Below are 16,774 nucleotides of genomic sequence, written 5' to 3' on the forward strand. Positions count from 1 at the left end.
CGTCAGCGGCCGGGCAGCGGAACGTCGCGGCGGAGCGCGACCCCGGCGACGGCGGCACTGGCGGCGATCGTGGCGACGGCGCGTTCGGCAAGGGCCGCGATGGTCAGTGACGGATTGACGGTGAGGGAGGTGGGGACGGCGGCGCCGTCGGTGACGAACAGTCCGCTGTGGCCGCGTAGTTCGTGGCCGTCGGTGAGCGCGCTGGTGGCGGGATCGTCGCCGATCCGTGCCGAGCCGAGCGGATGGGCCGTGACGGTGCCGGCCACGTCCTCGCTCCACGGGCGGACCCGGGAGAGGCCGTCCTTCTCCAGGATGTCCCGCAGTGCGGTGTCGGCCCGGTCCCATGCCTGCCGGGTACGGGAGGTGGGCTGGTAGGTCATCGTGCCCAGTCCGAGCCCTGGCGCCAGCCGGGTGAAGCTGCCGGTGAGCGGGACGGCCCCGAAGGTGCCCTCGTTGTCGTCCTCGGTCATGGCCAGCAGGGTGAGCCAGGAGCGCCACCGGGCCCGCATGTTCCGCTTCTCGACGCCGAACCAGGCCGGTGCCCCGGTGCTCTGCGCCAGGACGTTGGTCAGCGGGGGGAAGTAGATCTGCTGGAGGGTGAAGCGGCTGTACTCCGGGGCGGTCGGGTCCAGGTGGTCGTAGGTGGCGGCGGTGATGGGCCGGCCCACGGGCAGCCCCTGGTAGGCGGAACCGTCGGGACGTGACAGCCCCAGCAGGGAGCGCGCCTTGTCCTCGGCGATGTCGGCGACGCTCACGCGGTCGCCGTTGCCGGAGAAGTAGCGCCCCACGGCGGCCGGGATCCCCCCGAGGAGCAGCGCGGAGCGCTGGAGGATCACCGGTGTGCCCACGGCGCCGGCGGCGAGGACGACGACCTTGGCGTGGATGACCCCGGTCTGCGCGGTGCAGCTGTAGTCGTCGGGGTCCAGGACGGTGTAGCCGACGGCGTAGCGATAGCCGGACAGCGGCGACGGGGTGACGGTCTGCACTTCGTGCAGCGGGCGGACGTCCGCGCCGTGGGCCTCCGCGGCCGGCAGGTAGTTGAGCAGCATGGAGCGTTTGGCGTCGAAGCGGCAGCCGGAGAGCATCCAGTTGCAGTTGGTGCAGGCGGTGGTGTCGACGGCCACCGGCACGGGATTGCAGGTGTGTCCGGCCCGCCGGCAGGCGGCGGCCAGGACCCCGCCGGCATAGGACACGTCCGGCCAGTCGGTCCGGGTGACCGGCAGAGCCTCCTCGACCCGGTCGTACCAGGGGTCGAGGGCGGCTCGCGTCAGGGTGGCCGGCCACAGGCGGTGGCCGATGCTGCCGTGGCGCTCGAAGACGAAGGACGGTGCGCGCAGTGAGGCGGCGAAGTAGACGACGCTCCCGCCGCCGACGCAGTTGCCGGCGACCACCGCGACTCCGTCACCGCGGATCACGTCCACGATCTTGTTGTAGGTGCCCAGGCGCATCGAGTGGGTGAAGTCGGCGGCGGCCAGACGGGGGCCGCGCTCCAGAACGGTGACGCGGGCTCCGCCCGCCGCGAGGTAGTAGGCCGGGATCGCGCCGCCGAAGCCGCTGCCGATCACCAGGACGTCCGTGGTCTGCGCCGTCATGCCGGGCTCCCCGAAGCGGTCGTGTTCGGATGCAGTGCCGCGAGAGGGCGGCCGTAGGAGAAATCGGGGAAGCGCCAGAGGCCGTCCGGGTCCGGCTCGGGGAAGCGCAGCCACGTCAGTCCGGGATGGCCCTGGCCGAGGGCCTCGACGGTGTCCTGCTGTCCGGCTGTGTCGAACGCCAGCCCCACCAACAGGCTCATCACCTGCCAGATCGGCCTGTCCAGGTCGTCGGGGTCGAACAGGCCGCCGACCAGGGCGGTCCGGTCGGAGAAGGACAGGCCCACGAAGGGCGGATGCGTGGGTGGCAGCCAGATCAGCCGGAGGGCGGCATAGGTGACGGCGCGGGCGTCCAGCAGCGCCGCGATCTCCGGCAGCAACGGCGCCACCGGCAGTTCGGGCGAGCGGAGGAGGTCGACGACACCGGCCTGTACCGCGCCGGGGCCGGTGACCGCCCCGGCGACCGCCACGTCACCGGCAAAGCGGCGCCGGCCCGGGATCAGGGTGTCGGCGAACGCCTCGAGCGTCTGTGTCGTCCAACTCTCGGACGCGTCGGCCGAGGCGGCCGCAGGGGTGCTCACACCACCGACGGACAGCCCTGCGAGCGTCGCGACCAGGGCCTTGAGGAGGGATCTCCGGTCGGGTCCGGTCATGGTGACTCACCCGGCCAGCGCGCAGCGCAGGTCGTAGGGCAGGGACACGGTCATTCCGGTCTCACCCGCGGCGTGGCCGTAGTCGCTCAACGCGCGGGCGACGTCGGGGAAGACCGGTTCGAGAGCGGCGACCGCGTCTCCGACGCCCACGGTGCGGCCGTCGACGCGGAAGTTGGTCAGCCGGGCTCCGGCCCGCCTCGCGGCCTTGTCCCACCAGTACTGACCGTCCCACGTCACCCAAGGCGTCGCGCCGTGAGTGGGCTGCACGCTCCAGTGGTCCTTCTGGTAGTAGTGGCAGGTCACCATGGCGATGGCGAACCGGGAGGGTTCGGCCACCAGGAACCGCAGGGCCCCTCCGTCGTCGACGGTGATGTCCCGCTTGCTGTACTCCACGCACAGCGGGTCGACGAACGTCAGCCACAACGGCGGCTGCTCCCCCTCCCCGAACTCGTGCCAGGTGCACCCGGCGGCGAACCCCGGTTCGGCGAACGGACCGACGGACGTGTCGGCGGCCCCCGCGGAGCGGGGCGCCTGCCGGACCGGGCTCTCACGGACGACCGGCTTCGCCGGTGCCGCGACGGCGGTGCTGCTCGCGAGCAGTGCCGCGGACGCTCCCAGAACCAGCGCGCAACCGGCTGCGGAGACACGAAGGCGCAAGGCAAACACGGGGCCTCCCGTAAGCGGGGCAGGGTGAATGTCACTCAGGACTGACTGCCGTCGCGGCGCGCTGGGCGGGGCGACCGGCGTACCGAGGATGGGGCACACCTACCGGTCAGTACAAGAGGTGGGTCACTGACTGAGCCACTGAGCCTGTAACAAAAACTGCTGTCAACTGCGCCTCGAACCAGGGGTGTTGGGCGTCCGACCAGGCAAGGGACCCTGACGCGACCGCTTCCGTCGGCGCGCCGCCACCCACGTTCCGCATCACCGACCCGCCGAAGGCGGTTGTCATGGGCAGAACGAAACTATTACGCTCCTGCCTTCGGGGGACCAACCCTGCACTGGGTCGTCGCCGCCCGCGCGATGGTGGCGTTGCCCGGGGTGGCGTGACAGCCTGCCCAGGCGTCAATCTCGGCGGCTCGGCCGGGGTGGACGCAGCTGACGTGCGCCCACCAGCCGTGGATGCCGGCGATGATCACGTCGGGGACCAGGATCCGGACAGCTGCGGGCCACCGTCCCACCGCCCTCTCGGAATCTGCAGTTCCAGCTGGTCGACGACGTGCAAGACCAGTACCACCAGCAGACCGAGAACCTGCTGGTACTCAGCCAAGGAGGCTCGGACGCAGTGGAGGCCGTGGCTACGGCAGGCGCCAGTCCACCGGCTGGGCCCCCTGGCGGACCAGCATGTCGTTGGCGCGGCTGAACGGTCGCGAGCCGAAGAACCCGCGGTCCGCCGACATCGGCGACGGATGCGCGGACTCAATCGCCGGCAGATCCCCCAGCAACGGCCGCAGATTGCGCGCGTCACGCCCCCACAGAACCGACACCAGCGGCTTGCCGCGCCCGGCCAACGCCCTGATCGCCTGCTCGGTGACCTCCTCCCAGCCCTTGCCGCGGTGGGCGCCCGGCTTGCGCGGGGCCGTCGTCAGCGCCCTGTTGAGCAGCAGGACGCCCTGCTGCGTCCACGGCGTCAGATCGCCGTTCGACGGCCTGGGCGACCCGAGGTCGGAGTGCATCTCCCGGAAGATGTTCTCCAGACTCCCCGGCAACGAACGCACCTCTGGGGAGACGGCGAAACTCAACCCGATGGCCATTCCCGGCGTGGGGTACGGATCCTGCCCCACGATCAGAACACGGACGTCGTCGAAGGGCTGCTGGAAGGCCCGCAGGACATTAGCCCCGGACGGAAGATAGGTCCGGCCGGCCGCTATCTCGGCCCGCAGGAAGTCCCCCATGGCCGCGATGCGTTCAGCCACAGGTTCAAGAGCCTTCGCCCAGCCTGCTTCAACAAGTTCATACAAGGGTCGTGGTGCCACAGCGCCTCACTCTACTGGTGGGCGCCGTGCCCCGGCACAACACAGAAGCCCTCACGCACGGCCGCCGCTCCTGGCGCTACTCTTCCTCCTCGTCGAGGTCTTCGAACCGGTCGAGCAGATCACGCAGCCGGCCACCGGGAAGGAGGGGAGCCTGTTGCATCCAGTGGTCAAGCCACTCCGCCACAGTCGTCACGCCTGGCCGGTCCCTCATGCCCGACACGTACATCCTGGAACTACCGCACACGCGGTGGGGCCGCCGTTCTCGGTAGCCCCGGACGCGCGTCCGCTGCCGGGCGGCCTGATCAACATCTTCCGCGAGCTCAACACCGACCTGGGCCTGCCCCAGCCGTCCAACGGCGACCTCACCCCCTGGACGCGGCAGGGCGTGCTCCTGCTCAACAGGGCGCTCAGCACGGCCCCTCGCACCCCGGCCGCACACCGCGGCAAGGGCTGGGAGGAGGTCACCGAGCAGGCGATACGGGCGCTCGCCGCGCGGGGGCGGCCACTCGTGTCGATGCTGTGGGGCCGCGACGCCAGGAATCTGCGCCCGCTCCTCGGTGATCTGCCCGCGGTGGAGTCGGCGCATCCGTCCCCCATGTCGGCGGACCGCGGCTTCTTCGGATCCCGGCCCTTCAGCCGGGCGAACGAGCTGTTGGCCGGCCAGGGGGCCCAGCCGGTGAACTGGTGCCCGCCGTGACGGCCGGCTCCGCACCGGCACCGACCGCCGTACTCGCCGTCGACTCGGGCGGCTCGGGACTGCGCGCGGTGCTGGCGGCGCACGGTCGGGACCCGCTCGCTCCCCCCGAACGACTCGGCGCGCCCCTGACCTCCCGGGAGCCGGTCCGGACGGGACGGCGCGGCATCGACGCGGCTCATCTGGCCGCACAACTGGTGCCGATGGCACGCCGGTTGCTGGCGGCGGCGGGGGCCGACGGTATCGCGGCCGTCGCCGTCGGGGCCGCGGGACTCGCCACGCTCGGTGACGAGTTGCGCGCCGACCTTCCGTCCGCGCTCGAGCGCGAACTGGGCGTGCGGCGGCTCGCGTTGGTCGCCGACGCGGTGACGGCGTACACCGGCGCCCTCGGCCTGCGTGCGGGCGCCGTGATCGCCGCGGGCACCGGGCTGATCGCGGTCGGCACCGATCTGACCCGCTGGCGACGGGCCGACGGATGGGGCCATCTGCTCGGGGACTGCGGCGGCGGGGCCTGGATCGGTCGCGCCGGCCTGGAGGCGGCCGTACGGGCCTTCGACGGTCGCCGGGGCGGCTCCGCGGCCCTGCTGGAGCGGGCGGAGGAGATGTTCGGGCCGGTGCCGGGGCTGCCGGCCCAGCTGTACCCGCGCACGGATCGGCCCGCCGCCCTCGCGTCCTTCGCCCCCGAGGTCGCGGCCTGCGCCGCGGCCGATCCGGTGGCGGCCGAGATCCTGCGCTCGGCGGCGGCACACATGGCCGAGTCCGCGGCGGCTGTCTGCCCGGACAGCGACGAGGCCCGAGTCGCCCTGACCGGTGGCCTGTTCAAGATGGGTGAGCCACTGCTCGGGCCGCTGCGCGAGGAGTTGGCACAACAGCTGCCGCACGCCCGGCAGGTACCGGCCGCGGGCGACCCGCTGGACGGCGCCGTGCGCATCGCCGCCGACCTGGCCGACGACCGGCTGTCACTGCCCAGGGACGAGCGGATGCTGTACGTGGTGACCGAAAAGCCCTAGCGGAGCGCCCGCGACGGGGCGGGCGACGACCCACAGCCGGAAACAGACGCCGGCAGACGAACTGCCGGAAACGGATGCAGGCGGACGAACTCCCGGAAACGGACGGCCGGAGCCGGGCGGCCGGCCGCGTCCGACGACGGTTCACGCCCCGGCACGGCACGCACATCCGACCGGCGCCAACCCGTGACGCACGGGCGAATTCGCCGCGCCGCACCCATTCCGTCGGGCGCTCTCCCTGGTCAGCGCCTCGCGGCTGAATTGCGTGACCGACATAGGGGATTGTTCCGCCGTGTCGGACACCTGAGGGTGACACGTGTGCCGAACACCCTCGCATCTCACCCGGCCCACAAGTGGGTTGGTACCGATCAGTTCCGATCCGTACGTAACTCATCAGACAAAAGCGGACGGATACCGCTCACCTGCACCCTCCCCGAACAGGGGAGCACAAGAAGCCAGTAACATGCGGCGCCATGAGCTCCCCCACTGGGCCCGCGTCCGGCCTGCCAGTACGAATGCCGCGACCCCGCCAGCCCGGCCGGCACCGCCGTCCGGAACCCCTGGCGGCTCCCGAGGGCGCGCCCGCGCTCGTCCTCGCGGTGCCGGGCACCCCCAGCGCCGCCACGCGCAGCCTCGCCGAGGAGGTCGTGAGCATCGCGCGCTCCGAGCTCCCCGGCCTCGACGCCCGTATCGGGTACCTGGACGGGGACGACGAGTTCCCCACGCTGCAGTCCGTGCTGTCCCACGCCGCCGAGGAGCGCACCGCGCGCTTCGAGCAGGCCCGCGCCGCCGGTGCGGACGTGGCCGAGCCCGACGGACCGGTCGCCGTCGTGGTGCCGCTGCTCGCCGGTCCGGACAACGCGCTGCTCCGCCGCGTCCGCCAGGCCGTCATGGAGAGCCGGGTCGCGGCCGACCTGACGGATGTCCTCGGCCCGCACCCGCTGCTCGCCGAGGCGCTGCACGTACGCCTGTCCGAGGCGGGTCTGGCCCGTGCCGACCGCGCCCGGCTGTTCACCGTCGCGACCGCCGCGGACGGCATCATCCTGGCCTCCGTCGGCGGCGAGGAGGCCGTGCAGGCGGCCGGGATCACCGGCATGCTGCTCGCGGCCCGGCTCGCCGTCCCGGTGATGGCGGCGGCGCTCGACGTGGAGGGCGCGATCGCGGCCACTGCCGAGCAGCTGCGCGGCTCGGGTTCGCAGCAGTTGGCGCTCGCGCCGTACCTGATCGGGCCGGAGCTCGACGCGGGTCTGCTCGACGCGGCCGCCAAGGAGGCGGGCTGCGCCGCCGCCGAGGCGCTCGGCCCGTACCCGGCGATCGGCAAGCTGGCGCTGGCCAAGTACACGACTGCGCTGGGCATCGCCCCGCAGCAGCCGCAGGGCACTCCGACCCACTAGCCGTCCGGCACACCAGCACCCCGAAGGGGCCCGCTCCGTTCCTGGAGCGGGCCCCTTCGCATGGGGGGGTCGTTTCATGACACGCACCGGTCACTTCATGAGCGGGAGCTCATGGACCTCATGACCGGGAGGCCCCGGACCTCACGGACTGGAGGGCCCGGACCTCATGGCCCGGAGGCCCCGCACGGGCTCGTCCAGGCCCGCGGCGGGCCGAGACGCAGGTCAGTCGAAGACGACGCAGGACGCGGCCGGTGCCGCGAGCGAGCCGCCTCGTCGCGGCACGCCGGTGTCCGGGTCGACCACGAACCAGGTCACGTCACCGGAGCGCTCGTTCGCGCAGTACAGGAACCGGCCGGTGGGGTCGAGGGCCAGCGCTCGCGGCCACACGCCGCCGCAGGGCACCGTCGCCACCAGCCGCAGCCCCTCGCCGACCGCGTCCGGGGCGAGCACGGAGACGACGTCCTGACCCCGCGTCGCGGTCCACACGAACCGGCCGTCGGGCGACACCACGATCCCCGAGGGGTACGCGTCTCCGCTCGGGACGCCCGACAGCACCGGGGTCTCGCCGACCGGCCGCAGCCCGCCGCCGACGGCGTCCCAGCGGCAGACGGTGACGGTGGGTGAGAGTTCGTTGAGCACGTACGCGTGTTCGCCTCGCGGGTGGAAGGCCAGGTGGCGGGGGCCCGAACCGGGCCGCAGGGCGATCTCGCGGTGGAGGGTGAGCGTTCCGCCGTCCAGGGCGCACACGCGTACGGAGTCCGTGCCGAGGTCGACGCTCACCACCCACCGGCCGCACGGGTCGGGCTGCACCTGATGCGCGTGCGGGCCCTGCTGACGCGGGGTGTGCGGACCGGAGCCGGAGTGCTGGAGCACGCCGGAGGCGCCTGCCGCCAGCCCGCCGACGGGGTCGACCGGCACGGCCGTGACGCTGCCGGAGCCGTAGTTGGCGGTCAGGACGTGTCCGGAGAACACGCTGAGGTGCGTGGGACCGCTGCCGCCGACCGGCACGGGCGGCCCCGTCAGCTCCGGCTTGTCCTCGTGGACCCGGTAGGCGGCCACGCCGCCGTCGGCCGTCTCGCTCACCGCGTACAGCATGTCGCCCGCGGGCGACAGCGCGAGGTAGGAGGGATCGGGGACGCCGTCGACCGCGCTCAGGACGGTCAGGGCGCCACTGTCCGGGTCCACGGCCGTCGTGAGGACGCCGAGCCCTCCCGCCGCCGTGAACGAGCCGATGAACGCCCGCTGTCGCCGCCTGCCGCCGTCTGCCACTGCCGTCCCCTCTCGGTCCGCGTAGTCCGGGGCGACGGTAGCAGCAGTGGCGCTGCGGTCTAGACCAGGAGCGTGCCCTTGGCCCGTTCCAGGGCCTCGGGATGGTGCACGTAGGCGGGGCGGCGTTCGACGGTCTCGTAGGTGCGGTGGAAGACCGGGGTGGCGCTCCCGGAGATCGGCGGCACGATCCACGACCAGTCCGCGCCCACCCGCCGCCCCCTGCGCTCCTCGCGCCCCAGGTGGGTGAGGAAGCGCCGGGACTCGGTGCTGGACCGTCCGCCGCGCGGCCCGGACGCCGGAAGGGCTCAGGCACCCATGAGCCGGGAACCGCGCAGCGGCGCGGCGAGCGCCAGGAGCGCGCACTCGAGACCGTGGAGGTGGGCGAGGGCCTGCTCGGCTCCGGGGTGGTGCCCCGGAGCGGCCGGACGGGCCGTCGCGGGGCGCCCCGGCACGGCGCCGACCAGGGTCTCCATCGCGGTCTCGACCCGCCCGCACGCGGCCGTCAGACGTGCGTCGTGCGAGGCGTCCGGGTCCGCGGCCACGGCCGCGAGTCCTCGCACCTCGCGGGCGCAGTCGTCGAGCAGGGCGAGGATCTGGCGGGCCCGCTCCTTGCGCGCACGCATCGGGTTGAGCGGATGCACCAGGGGCGCGAGCGCCAGGCGTACGCGCCCCAGAAGTGCTTCGAGCTCCCCCGCGCGCGGCGCCGGGTCGGCCTGATCGTCGCCCGCCAGCCGGTCGGCCGCCGCGGCGGTACAGCCGTGCACCGCGTGCAGGGCCCGCTCGACCCATCGGTCGGTGACGGCGTGCGTCGTGATGGGCAGGACCAGCGCGACGGCGAGCGCGGCACCCAGAGCGCCCGCTCCGGTCTCGGCCAGCCGGAGACCGAGGAGTCCGGGGTGCAGCACCCCGAGGAGCCCGTACAGCAGCCCGGCCATCACGGTGACGAAGAACATCATCCAGCTGTACGAGGGTGCCGCCGTGTAGAAGATCCCGAAGACGCAGACGGCGACGAGCGCGGCGGTGGGTGCCGGGGCGCCGTGCAGCGGCACGGCGATGAGCAGACCGGCGACGATGCCGGTGACCGTGCCGACGACGCGCCGGAATCCGCGGACGAGCGTCTCACCGCGCGAGGCGGTGTTGACGAAGATCCACCAGGCGGTGCCTACGGCCCAGTACCAGCGGTCGTGGGAGATCAGCTGGCCCGCGGTGAGCGCGAACGCACAGGCGGCGGTCGCCTGGAAGGCCTGGCGCGTGGCGGGGCGTGCGAGTCCGCGCCCGTCGAGCGGCGCGGGCGCGGCGGGCAGCGGGGTGCGCCGCTCGACGCACCAGGCGCCGAAACGCACGGTGGACGACGCGGCGAGCGCCAGCGCCACGGCGCCGAACAGCTGGGGAAGCTGGCCGGGAACGGCGTGCAGGAACTGCGTGGTGAAGAACATCATGAACGCGAAGATGCCGAGCGCGTGGCCGCGCGGACCCCAGCGGCGGGCGTACACACCGGCGAAGATCACGGCGAGCCAGCTCGCGTCGCGCAGCGCGGGCGTCCCGTGCAGGGCGGTCGCCAGCGCGAGGACCGGGAAGCCGGCCAGTGGCAGCAGGGCGGTGGTGACGGCCTGGCCGCGCACGGTCGGGTCGCCCACAGTGAACAGCGCGAGGAGCGCCGCGAGACCGCTCGTGATGGACGCGGGCAGGGAGAGCCCGGCCAGTTCGCACACGGTCACCGCGAGACCGATACCGAGGACGGCCCGCAGGGAGACCCGCAGCCGGAACAGCCCCGGGTCCGGAGCCATGAACATCTTCTTCACCTTCGGCGGCCCGCCCCCACTTCGCATCGACACCTTCCGCGCACGGGTCCGTGAGGGACTCGGCCCTCAGGACATGGGAATGGCGCCGCGGGTCCGGTCCGGTGTCCTTGCCGTCCGGCGCTGCGCAGCGCCATGAATACAGACAAGGTAAGCAACAGCCGGGAACTGGCTCAACACGCCGAGCTCAGGGAGAGCCATTGGTACAGTCGAGGGAGATCTCGTAGGACAAAAGGAAGACCAACGGACCAATGGCCGTGGACGAACTCGACACCCGCATCCTGCGGTTGCTGCTCGAACAACCGCGCACCAGCGTGCGTGAGTACGCGCGCATCCTCGGCATCGCCCGCGGCACGCTCCAGGCGCGCCTCGACCGGCTGGAGCGCGACGGCGTGATCACCGGCGCGGCCCCGTCGCTCTCCCCCGCCGCCCTCGGACACCCGGTCCTGGCCTTCGTACACATCGAGGTCACGCAGGGCCACCTCGACGAGGTCGGCGACGCCCTGGCCGCCGTGCCGGAGATCGTCGAGGCGTTCTCGATCACCGGCGGCGGCGATCTGCTCACCCGTGTGGTGGCCCGGGACAACGCACATCTGGAGGATGTGATCCAGGCCCTGATCAGCCTGCCGGGCGTCGTCCGCACCCGCACCGAAGTGGCGCTGCGCGAGCGCGTTCCGCACCGGTTGTTGCCCCTCGTGGAGTCGATCGGGCGCAGTACGAGGAGCTGACCACCGGACGCCCCGGAGGCGCCACCGGTCGGCCGTGGGCCGGGGCCGCGCTCAATCGCCGGCCGGGCCCCGGTGGCCCCGGGCGGTTCCGCCCACCGCGCACTCGGCATCCTGCGTCGACACCGCGCACGCCGCCTGGACGCGGTGCATCGCGGTCCCCTACCGTCGCCGCGCGGGCCGACGCCCTTCGGCCTTCGCGACGGCCGGACTGCTGCTGCGCGGCGGCCAGTGCGAGCTCACCGCGCGCGGCGCGTACGACTGGCCCGCGCCGCGCACATCCGGCTGACGGCCGACGGGCCGACGGGCCGGCCCGCACTCGTCCCGCCACCGGCCGGTCAGGACGCCCGGACCACCGGTGCGGTCACCCGGTCGTGGTGGATCGGCAGCCCGTTGCCGGTGAGCGGGACGCCCGATCCGCCACGCCGCGACGCGACGATCTCGGCGGCGATGGACAAGGCCGTCTCCTCAGGGGTGCGGGCGCCGAGGTCGAGACCGATGGGCGAGCGCAGCCGCGCGAGTTCCCGGTCGGTGAGGCCCGCCTCGCGCAGGCGCCGCTCGCGGTCCTCGTGGGTGCGGCGTGACCCCATGGCGCCGACGTACGCGACGGGCAGGCGCAGTGCCGCCTCCAGCAGGGGGATGTCGAACTTGGCGTCGTGGGTGAGGACGCACAGGACCGTGCGGTGGTCGGTCGCGGTGTTCCGCAGGTAGCGGTGCGGCCAGTCGACCACGACCTCGTCGGCCTCGGGGAAGCGGTTCCGGGTCGCGAAGACGGGGCGGGCGTCGCACACGGTCACGTGGTGGCCGAGGAACTTGCCCGCCCGGACGAGTGCCGCCGCGAAGTCCACGGCGCCGAAGACGATCATCCGCGGCGGGGGCACGCTCGACTCCACGAACAGCGTCACCCCGCCCGGGCAGTTCGCCCCGTCCTCGGAGATCTCGACGGTGCCGGTGCGTCCCCCGTCGAGCATGGCCCGGGCCTCGGCTGCCGCGGTCGCTTCCAGCGCGGCACCGACGCCCCCTTCCCGTGGCCACGAGGCCCCGGCGACCGTGTCTCGCTCCGAACCGGCCTCCAGCGCGTCCCGCTCCGGCTCGGCCTGCACCACATACCGGTTCACCTCGACCGCCGTCGCGTCCCGGTTCAGCTCGGTCTCCGTCGCGTCCGGCTTCGGCCCGGTCGGCGTCGCGGAGCGCGGCGACCCGGCCCCCAGCGCGTCCCGCTCCGGCCCGGTCCCCGGCGCGGAGCCCGACAGCCCGCCCGCCGCGGCGGAACCGGACCGTAGCGAGCCGTCCGTCAGGGTTCCCGCGTACGACCCGTCGGCGTGCACGAGCAGCGCGCCGCCCAGGAGCTCGGCCGGCCCCTTGGTCATCCGGGCGAGCGCCACCGCCTCGCCCCGCGCGGCGGCGGCCAGCCAGCCCGCGAGGGCCGGTGTGTCCGCGCGTACCGGCATGACGAGGACGTCGAGCACCCCGCCGCAGGTAAGGCCCACCGCGAAGGCGTCCTCGTCGCTGTAGCCGAAGCGTTCGAGAGCCACCCGCCCGTCCTGGAGGGCCTCGACGCACAGGTCGTACACGGCCCCCTCGACACAGCCGCCGGAGACGGACCCGATGGCGGTGCCGTCGCTGTCCACGGCGAGGGCGGCGCCGGGACCGCGCGGTGCGCTGCCGCCGACCGCCACGACGGTGGCGACGGCGAAGTCCCGGCCCTCCTCGACCCACCGGTGCAACTCCTCGGCGAGGTCAAGCACCGTGCGCTCCCCCGGCGGCGTTCAGGACGCGGTCCGGCCGGATCGGCAGGTTCCGGTGGCGCACGCCGGTCGCGTGCCAGACCGCGTTGGCGACGGCCGCCGCGGCTCCGACGACGCCGATCTCGCCGATGCCCTTGATCCCGACCGGATCGTCCGGGTCCGGATCGTCCACCCAGTCCGCCTCGATGGCCGGCACGTCGGCGTGCGCGGCGAAGTGATAGCCGGACAGGTCGGCGCCGACGTGACCGCCCAAGGCCTGGTCGCGGGTCGCCTCCTCGTGGAGGGCCATGGACAGGCCCCAGGTCATACCGCCGACGAACTGTCCGCGCGCGGTCAGCGGATTGACGATCCGGCCCGCCGCGAAGATCCCCAGCATGCGGCGCACCCGTACCTCGCCCGTGCCGGCGTCCACCCCGACCTCGGCGAACTGCGCCCCGAAGGCGTGCCGTTCCTTCTCCGTGAGCGCGCCGACCGCGGCGGAGGTGTCGGACCGCTCGGTGATCCCCTCCGGCGGAAGGGCCACGCCCGGGACCAGCCGCTCCCGCAGGGCGCGCGCCGCGACGGTGATCGCCCAGGCCCAGGAGCGCGTCCCCATCGAGCCGCCGGCCATGATCGCGGCGCCGAAGTCGCTGTCCGCGATCCGCATCCGGATGCGTCCGGGTGTCGTCTCCAGCGCGTCGGCCGCGATCTGCGTCAGCGCCGTCCGTGCACCGGTGCCGATGTCGGCGGCGGTGATCCGGACGGTGAACGTGCCGTCGGCCTCCGCCGTCACAGCGGCCGTGGAGGGCGCGGAGAGCGTGGGGAAGGCGGCGGCGGCCGTGCCGGTGCCGAGCAGCCACCGTCCCTCGCGGCGGACGCCGGGGCGCGGGTCGCGGTCCGCCCAGCCGAACCGGCGGGCGCCCTCCTCGAAGCAGGCGAGGAGGTTGCGGCTGCTGAACGGCAGCCCGGTCATGGGCCCCACGGACGGCTCGTTGCGCACCCGCAGCTCGATCGGGTCGATGCCGCACTTCTCTGCGAGCTCGTCGAGCGCCGACTCCAGGGCGAACGAGCCGGGGGCCTCGCCCGGGGCCCGCATCCAGGTCGGTGTGGGCACGTCGAGCCGTACGACCCGGCTGGCCGTGTGGTGCGCGTTCGCGGCGTACAGCGGATGCCCGAAGTCCGCGGCCCGCTCCACGAATTCGTGGACGGTCGAGGTCTGGCACTCCGACACGTGGTCGACGGCGCGCAGCCGGCCGTCGTGGTCGGCGCCGAGCCTGACCCGCTGCACCGTGGGGCTGCGGTAGCCCACGAGCGAGAACATCTGACGTCGAGTCAGCGCGACGCGGACGGGACGGTGCAGGACCGTCGCGGCCATCGCCGCCGAGACCAGGTGCGGGCGGGTCCCCTTGGAGCCGAAGCCGCCGCCGACGTGCTCGGAGCGCACCCGCACCGATTCCGCGTCGAGCGAGAAGAGCTTCGCGAGCTCGTCCGCCACGAACCTGCTTCCCTGGTTGGAGTCGACGACCTCCAGGCGGCCGCCGTCCCAGCGGGCGGTCGCCGCGTGCGGTTCCATCGGGCTGTGGTGCTCCTCGGGGGTGGTGTACTCCGCGTCCAGCACGACGGCGGAGGAGGCGAGTTCGGCCTCCAGGTCGCCCCTGCTCTCCTCCGCGCCCTCAGGGGTGTACATGCCGGGGTGCCCGCCGAAGAAGGCCACGTCGTGAGGCTCCGCGTCGTACCGCACCGTGAGGACCTCCGCCGCCTCCCGGGCCTGCTCGGGCATCTCGGCGACGACCAGGGCGACCGGCCAGCCGACGTACGGCACGCGGTCGTGCTGGAACAGCTGGAGCACCGGGTCGGGCGGTCCGAACACGCCCATGTAGCCGGCTTCGAGCCGTGGGGCGTTGCCATGGTGGAGCACGGCGAGGACGCCGGGCATGCCGAGGACGGGCTCCTCCTCGACCGAGCGGACCCGCCCGCGTGCCACGGTCGCCGACACGAGCCAGCCGTGGGCCAGTTCGGGGTGCGGGATCTCTCCGGCGTAGCGTGCGGCACCCGTGACCTTGGCGAGGCCCTCGACTCGGGTGTGCGCGGTGCCGACGGCCCGGTTCGCCGCGGCGGTCGGGGTGGTCGTGGTCATCGGGCGGCCTCCTCGGCGAGTTCGCTCAGCACGGCCACGACGAGATTGCGCATCAGGGTCACCTTGTAGCCGTTGTGGGGCAGAGGGCGGGCGGACGCCAGTTCGGCGTCCGCGGCGGCGGCGAACGCCTCCGCGCTCACCGGGCCTCCGGTCAGCAGCCGTTCGGCCTTCGTGGCCCGCCAGGGCCGGGACGCCACCGCGCCGAAGGCGAGCCGCACATCCCGGACGACGTCGCCCTGGACGTCGAGGGCCGCGGCGACCGAGCCGATCGCGAACGCGTACGAGGCGCGTTCGCGCACCTTCCGGTACCGCGAGGTTGCGGCGACGGGGACGGCGGGCAGGGTGACGGAGGTGATCAGCGCGCCGGCCGGCAGGGCCGTCTCCAGATGCGGGGTGTCACCGACGGGCAGATAGAGATCGGAGAGGGGCAACTCGCCCGGTCCGTCAGCCGTTTCGTACGCGACGACGGCGTCGAGGGCGGTGAGGGCCACCGCCATGTCGGAGGGGTGCGTGGCCACGCAGTGCTCGGAGGCCCCGAGGACGGCGTGGTTGTGGTGTTCGCCCTCGACGGCGGGACAACCGCTGCCGGGAGCACGCTTGTTGCACGGCTTGGTCAGGTCGATGAAGTAGCCGCAGCGGGTGCGCTGGAGCAGGTTCCCGCCGACCGTGGCCATGTTGCGCAGCTGCCCGGAGGCTCCGGCGAGCACCGCCTGCGCCAACGCGGGGTAGTGCCTGCGCACTTCGGGGTGGGCGGCGAGTTCGCTGTTGGTGACGGTGGCACCGATGCGCAGCCCGTCCTCGGGCGAGCACTCGATCCGGCCGAGGGGCAGTTCGCGGACGTCGATGAGCCGGGTGGGCCTTTCCACACCGGCCTTCATCAGGTCGACGAGGTTGGTGCCGCCGCCGAGGAAGCGGGCCTCGGGGTCGCCGCCGAGCAACGCCACGGCGCCCTGGACGTCGTGGGCCCGGTCGTATCCGAACTCCTTCATGCCGCGACCTCCTCGGCGTCGGAACCGGTCCCGGACCTCTGCGCCCCGGAGCGCTCCGGCCCGGAGTCCGGCTCCTGCGGGACTTGTGCACCGGCAGCCCGTGCGACCGCCTGGACGATCGACACGTAGGCGCCGCAGCGGCACAGGTTGCCGCTCATCCGCTCCCGGATCTCCTCGGCGGTGAGCGGTGGCGGGCCCGCTTCGGGGCGGACGTCGTCGGTCACCGCGCTCGGCCAGCCCGCCGCGTGCTCCTCGATCACCGCGATCGCCGAGCAGATCTGGCCGGGCGTGCAGTAACCGCACTGGTAGCCGTCGAGGTCGAGGAACGCCTGCTGGACCGGATGCAGCCGCTCACCGTCGGCCACGCCCTCGATGGTGGTGATCTCGCGGCCCTCGGCGGCGACCGCCAGTTGCAGGCAGGAGACGGCCCTGCGACCGTCGACGAGCACCGTGCAGGCACCACACTGTCCCTGGTCACAGCCCTTCTTGGTACCGGTGAGGTCGAGCTGCTCGCGCAGCGCGTCGAGCAGGGTGGTGCGGTGGTCGACGGGCAGCGTGTACTTCTCGCCGTTGATGTTCAGGGTGATGGCGCTGGACGTCGATGGGGCCATGATCAGCCTTCTTTCGCGTGTGTCGTGCGCGTCGAAGTCGAACGGGGGCGGTCCGTGGCGGCTCGTCGTACCGCCGGGTGCGCCAGAATGCCTGTCGGCGATCGGTTCCGGCCATCCACACGGAGCGGGTCAGCCACTAGAGTGAGCTCCAAGCGGACAGCTGTCCGCTATCCGCAAAAGCTAACGGACAGCTGTCCGCTTAGC

The 16,774-nt window shown here is 73.3% G+C and carries 13 protein-coding genes and 2 pseudogenes; 4 read left to right on the forward strand and 11 right to left on the reverse strand.

Features of this window, described 5'->3' with window-relative positions; translation table 11 throughout:
* Positions 1-2: 2 nt before the first annotated feature.
* The 4 genes from H305_RS0110020 to H305_RS0110040 all read right to left on the reverse strand — a co-directional run bounded on the left by H305_RS0110020 (position 3) and on the right by H305_RS0110040 (position 4,218).
* Positions 3-1,592, reverse strand: a complete 1,590-nt coding sequence (locus H305_RS0110020) for a GMC family oxidoreductase N-terminal domain-containing protein (protein ID WP_028800261.1) — start codon at positions 1,590-1,592, stop codon at positions 3-5.
* Entirely contained in the window at positions 1,589-2,242 is a 654-nt protein-coding gene (locus H305_RS0110025; RefSeq protein WP_199791375.1) for a DUF5987 family protein, read from the reverse strand. The genes H305_RS0110020 and H305_RS0110025 overlap by 4 nt, the downstream gene beginning before the upstream one ends.
* 6 nt (positions 2,243-2,248) lie before the next feature.
* The gene (locus H305_RS0110030) at positions 2,249-2,908 is read right to left on the reverse strand and encodes a hypothetical protein (protein WP_158690510.1); all 660 of its coding nucleotides are present in this window, start codon (positions 2,906-2,908) and stop codon (positions 2,249-2,251) included.
* A 632-nt stretch (positions 2,909-3,540) separates the two neighbouring features.
* Positions 3,541-4,218, reverse strand: a complete 678-nt coding sequence (locus H305_RS0110040; RefSeq protein WP_028800264.1) for a uracil-DNA glycosylase — start codon at positions 4,216-4,218, stop codon at positions 3,541-3,543.
* Between the two features lie 232 nt (positions 4,219-4,450).
* Here H305_RS0110040 and H305_RS45305 point away from each other — a divergent pair.
* The 3 genes and pseudogenes from H305_RS45305 to H305_RS0110060 all read left to right on the forward strand — a co-directional run.
* Positions 4,451-4,915, forward strand: a pseudogene (locus H305_RS45305) (uracil-DNA glycosylase); the annotation flags it as partial.
* The gene (locus H305_RS0110055; protein WP_028800265.1) at positions 4,912-5,922 is read left to right on the forward strand and encodes an N-acetylglucosamine kinase; all 1,011 of its coding nucleotides are present in this window, start codon (positions 4,912-4,914) and stop codon (positions 5,920-5,922) included. The pseudogene H305_RS45305 and the gene H305_RS0110055, both read left to right, overlap by 4 nt.
* A gap of 470 nt (positions 5,923-6,392) precedes the next feature.
* Positions 6,393-7,313, forward strand: a complete 921-nt coding sequence (locus tag H305_RS0110060; RefSeq protein WP_028800266.1) for a sirohydrochlorin chelatase — start codon at positions 6,393-6,395, stop codon at positions 7,311-7,313.
* A gap of 222 nt (positions 7,314-7,535) precedes the next feature.
* On the opposite strand, the gene H305_RS0110065 is transcribed toward H305_RS0110060, so the two are convergent.
* The 3 genes and pseudogenes from H305_RS0110065 to H305_RS0110075 form a co-directional block, all read right to left on the reverse strand.
* Positions 7,536-8,582 carry a lactonase family protein gene (locus H305_RS0110065; protein ID WP_028800267.1) on the reverse strand — a complete coding sequence of 349 codons (1,047 nt, stop codon included), beginning with the start codon at positions 8,580-8,582 and terminating at the stop codon, positions 7,536-7,538.
* A 59-nt stretch (positions 8,583-8,641) separates the two neighbouring features.
* A pseudogene (locus H305_RS50430) lies at positions 8,642-8,848 on the reverse strand (nitric oxide synthase oxygenase); the annotation flags it as partial.
* 39 nt (positions 8,849-8,887) lie between these two features.
* A complete protein-coding gene (locus H305_RS0110075) occupies positions 8,888-10,375 on the reverse strand; it encodes an FUSC family protein (RefSeq protein WP_028800268.1) in 1,488 nt (495 codons plus the stop codon).
* 257 nt (positions 10,376-10,632) lie between these two features.
* Between H305_RS0110075 and H305_RS0110080 the strand changes: the two genes are divergently transcribed.
* Positions 10,633-11,109 (forward strand): Lrp/AsnC family transcriptional regulator, encoded by a 477-nt coding sequence (locus H305_RS0110080; protein WP_028800269.1) that lies wholly within the window; start codon positions 10,633-10,635, stop codon positions 11,107-11,109.
* 335 nt (positions 11,110-11,444) lie between these two features.
* On the opposite strand, the gene H305_RS0110085 is transcribed toward H305_RS0110080, so the two are convergent.
* The 4 genes from H305_RS0110085 to H305_RS0110100 are packed head-to-tail and all read right to left on the reverse strand — an operon-like array spanning position 11,445 to position 16,570.
* The gene (locus tag H305_RS0110085; protein WP_028800270.1) at positions 11,445-12,854 is read right to left on the reverse strand and encodes an XdhC family protein; all 1,410 of its coding nucleotides are present in this window, start codon (positions 12,852-12,854) and stop codon (positions 11,445-11,447) included.
* On the reverse strand, positions 12,847-14,970 hold the full coding sequence (locus H305_RS0110090; protein WP_028800271.1) for a xanthine dehydrogenase family protein molybdopterin-binding subunit: 2,124 nt from the start codon (positions 14,968-14,970) through the stop codon (positions 12,847-12,849). Before H305_RS0110090 ends, H305_RS0110085 begins: the two co-directional genes overlap by 8 nt.
* Positions 14,967-15,959, reverse strand: coding sequence for an FAD binding domain-containing protein (locus H305_RS0110095; protein ID WP_028800272.1), 993 nt, complete (start codon positions 15,957-15,959; stop codon positions 14,967-14,969). The genes H305_RS0110090 and H305_RS0110095 overlap by 4 nt, the downstream gene beginning before the upstream one ends.
* Complete coding sequence (locus H305_RS0110100) at positions 15,956-16,570, reverse strand: (2Fe-2S)-binding protein (RefSeq protein ID WP_028800273.1); 615 nt, start codon at positions 16,568-16,570, stop codon at positions 15,956-15,958. Before H305_RS0110100 ends, H305_RS0110095 begins: the two co-directional genes overlap by 4 nt.
* Positions 16,571-16,774: the final 204 nt, after the last annotated feature.

It is taken from the genome of Streptomyces sp. 142MFCol3.1 (assembly GCF_000424945.1).
In the GTDB taxonomy this organism is placed as follows: domain Bacteria; phylum Actinomycetota; class Actinomycetes; order Streptomycetales; family Streptomycetaceae; genus Streptomyces; species Streptomyces siamensis.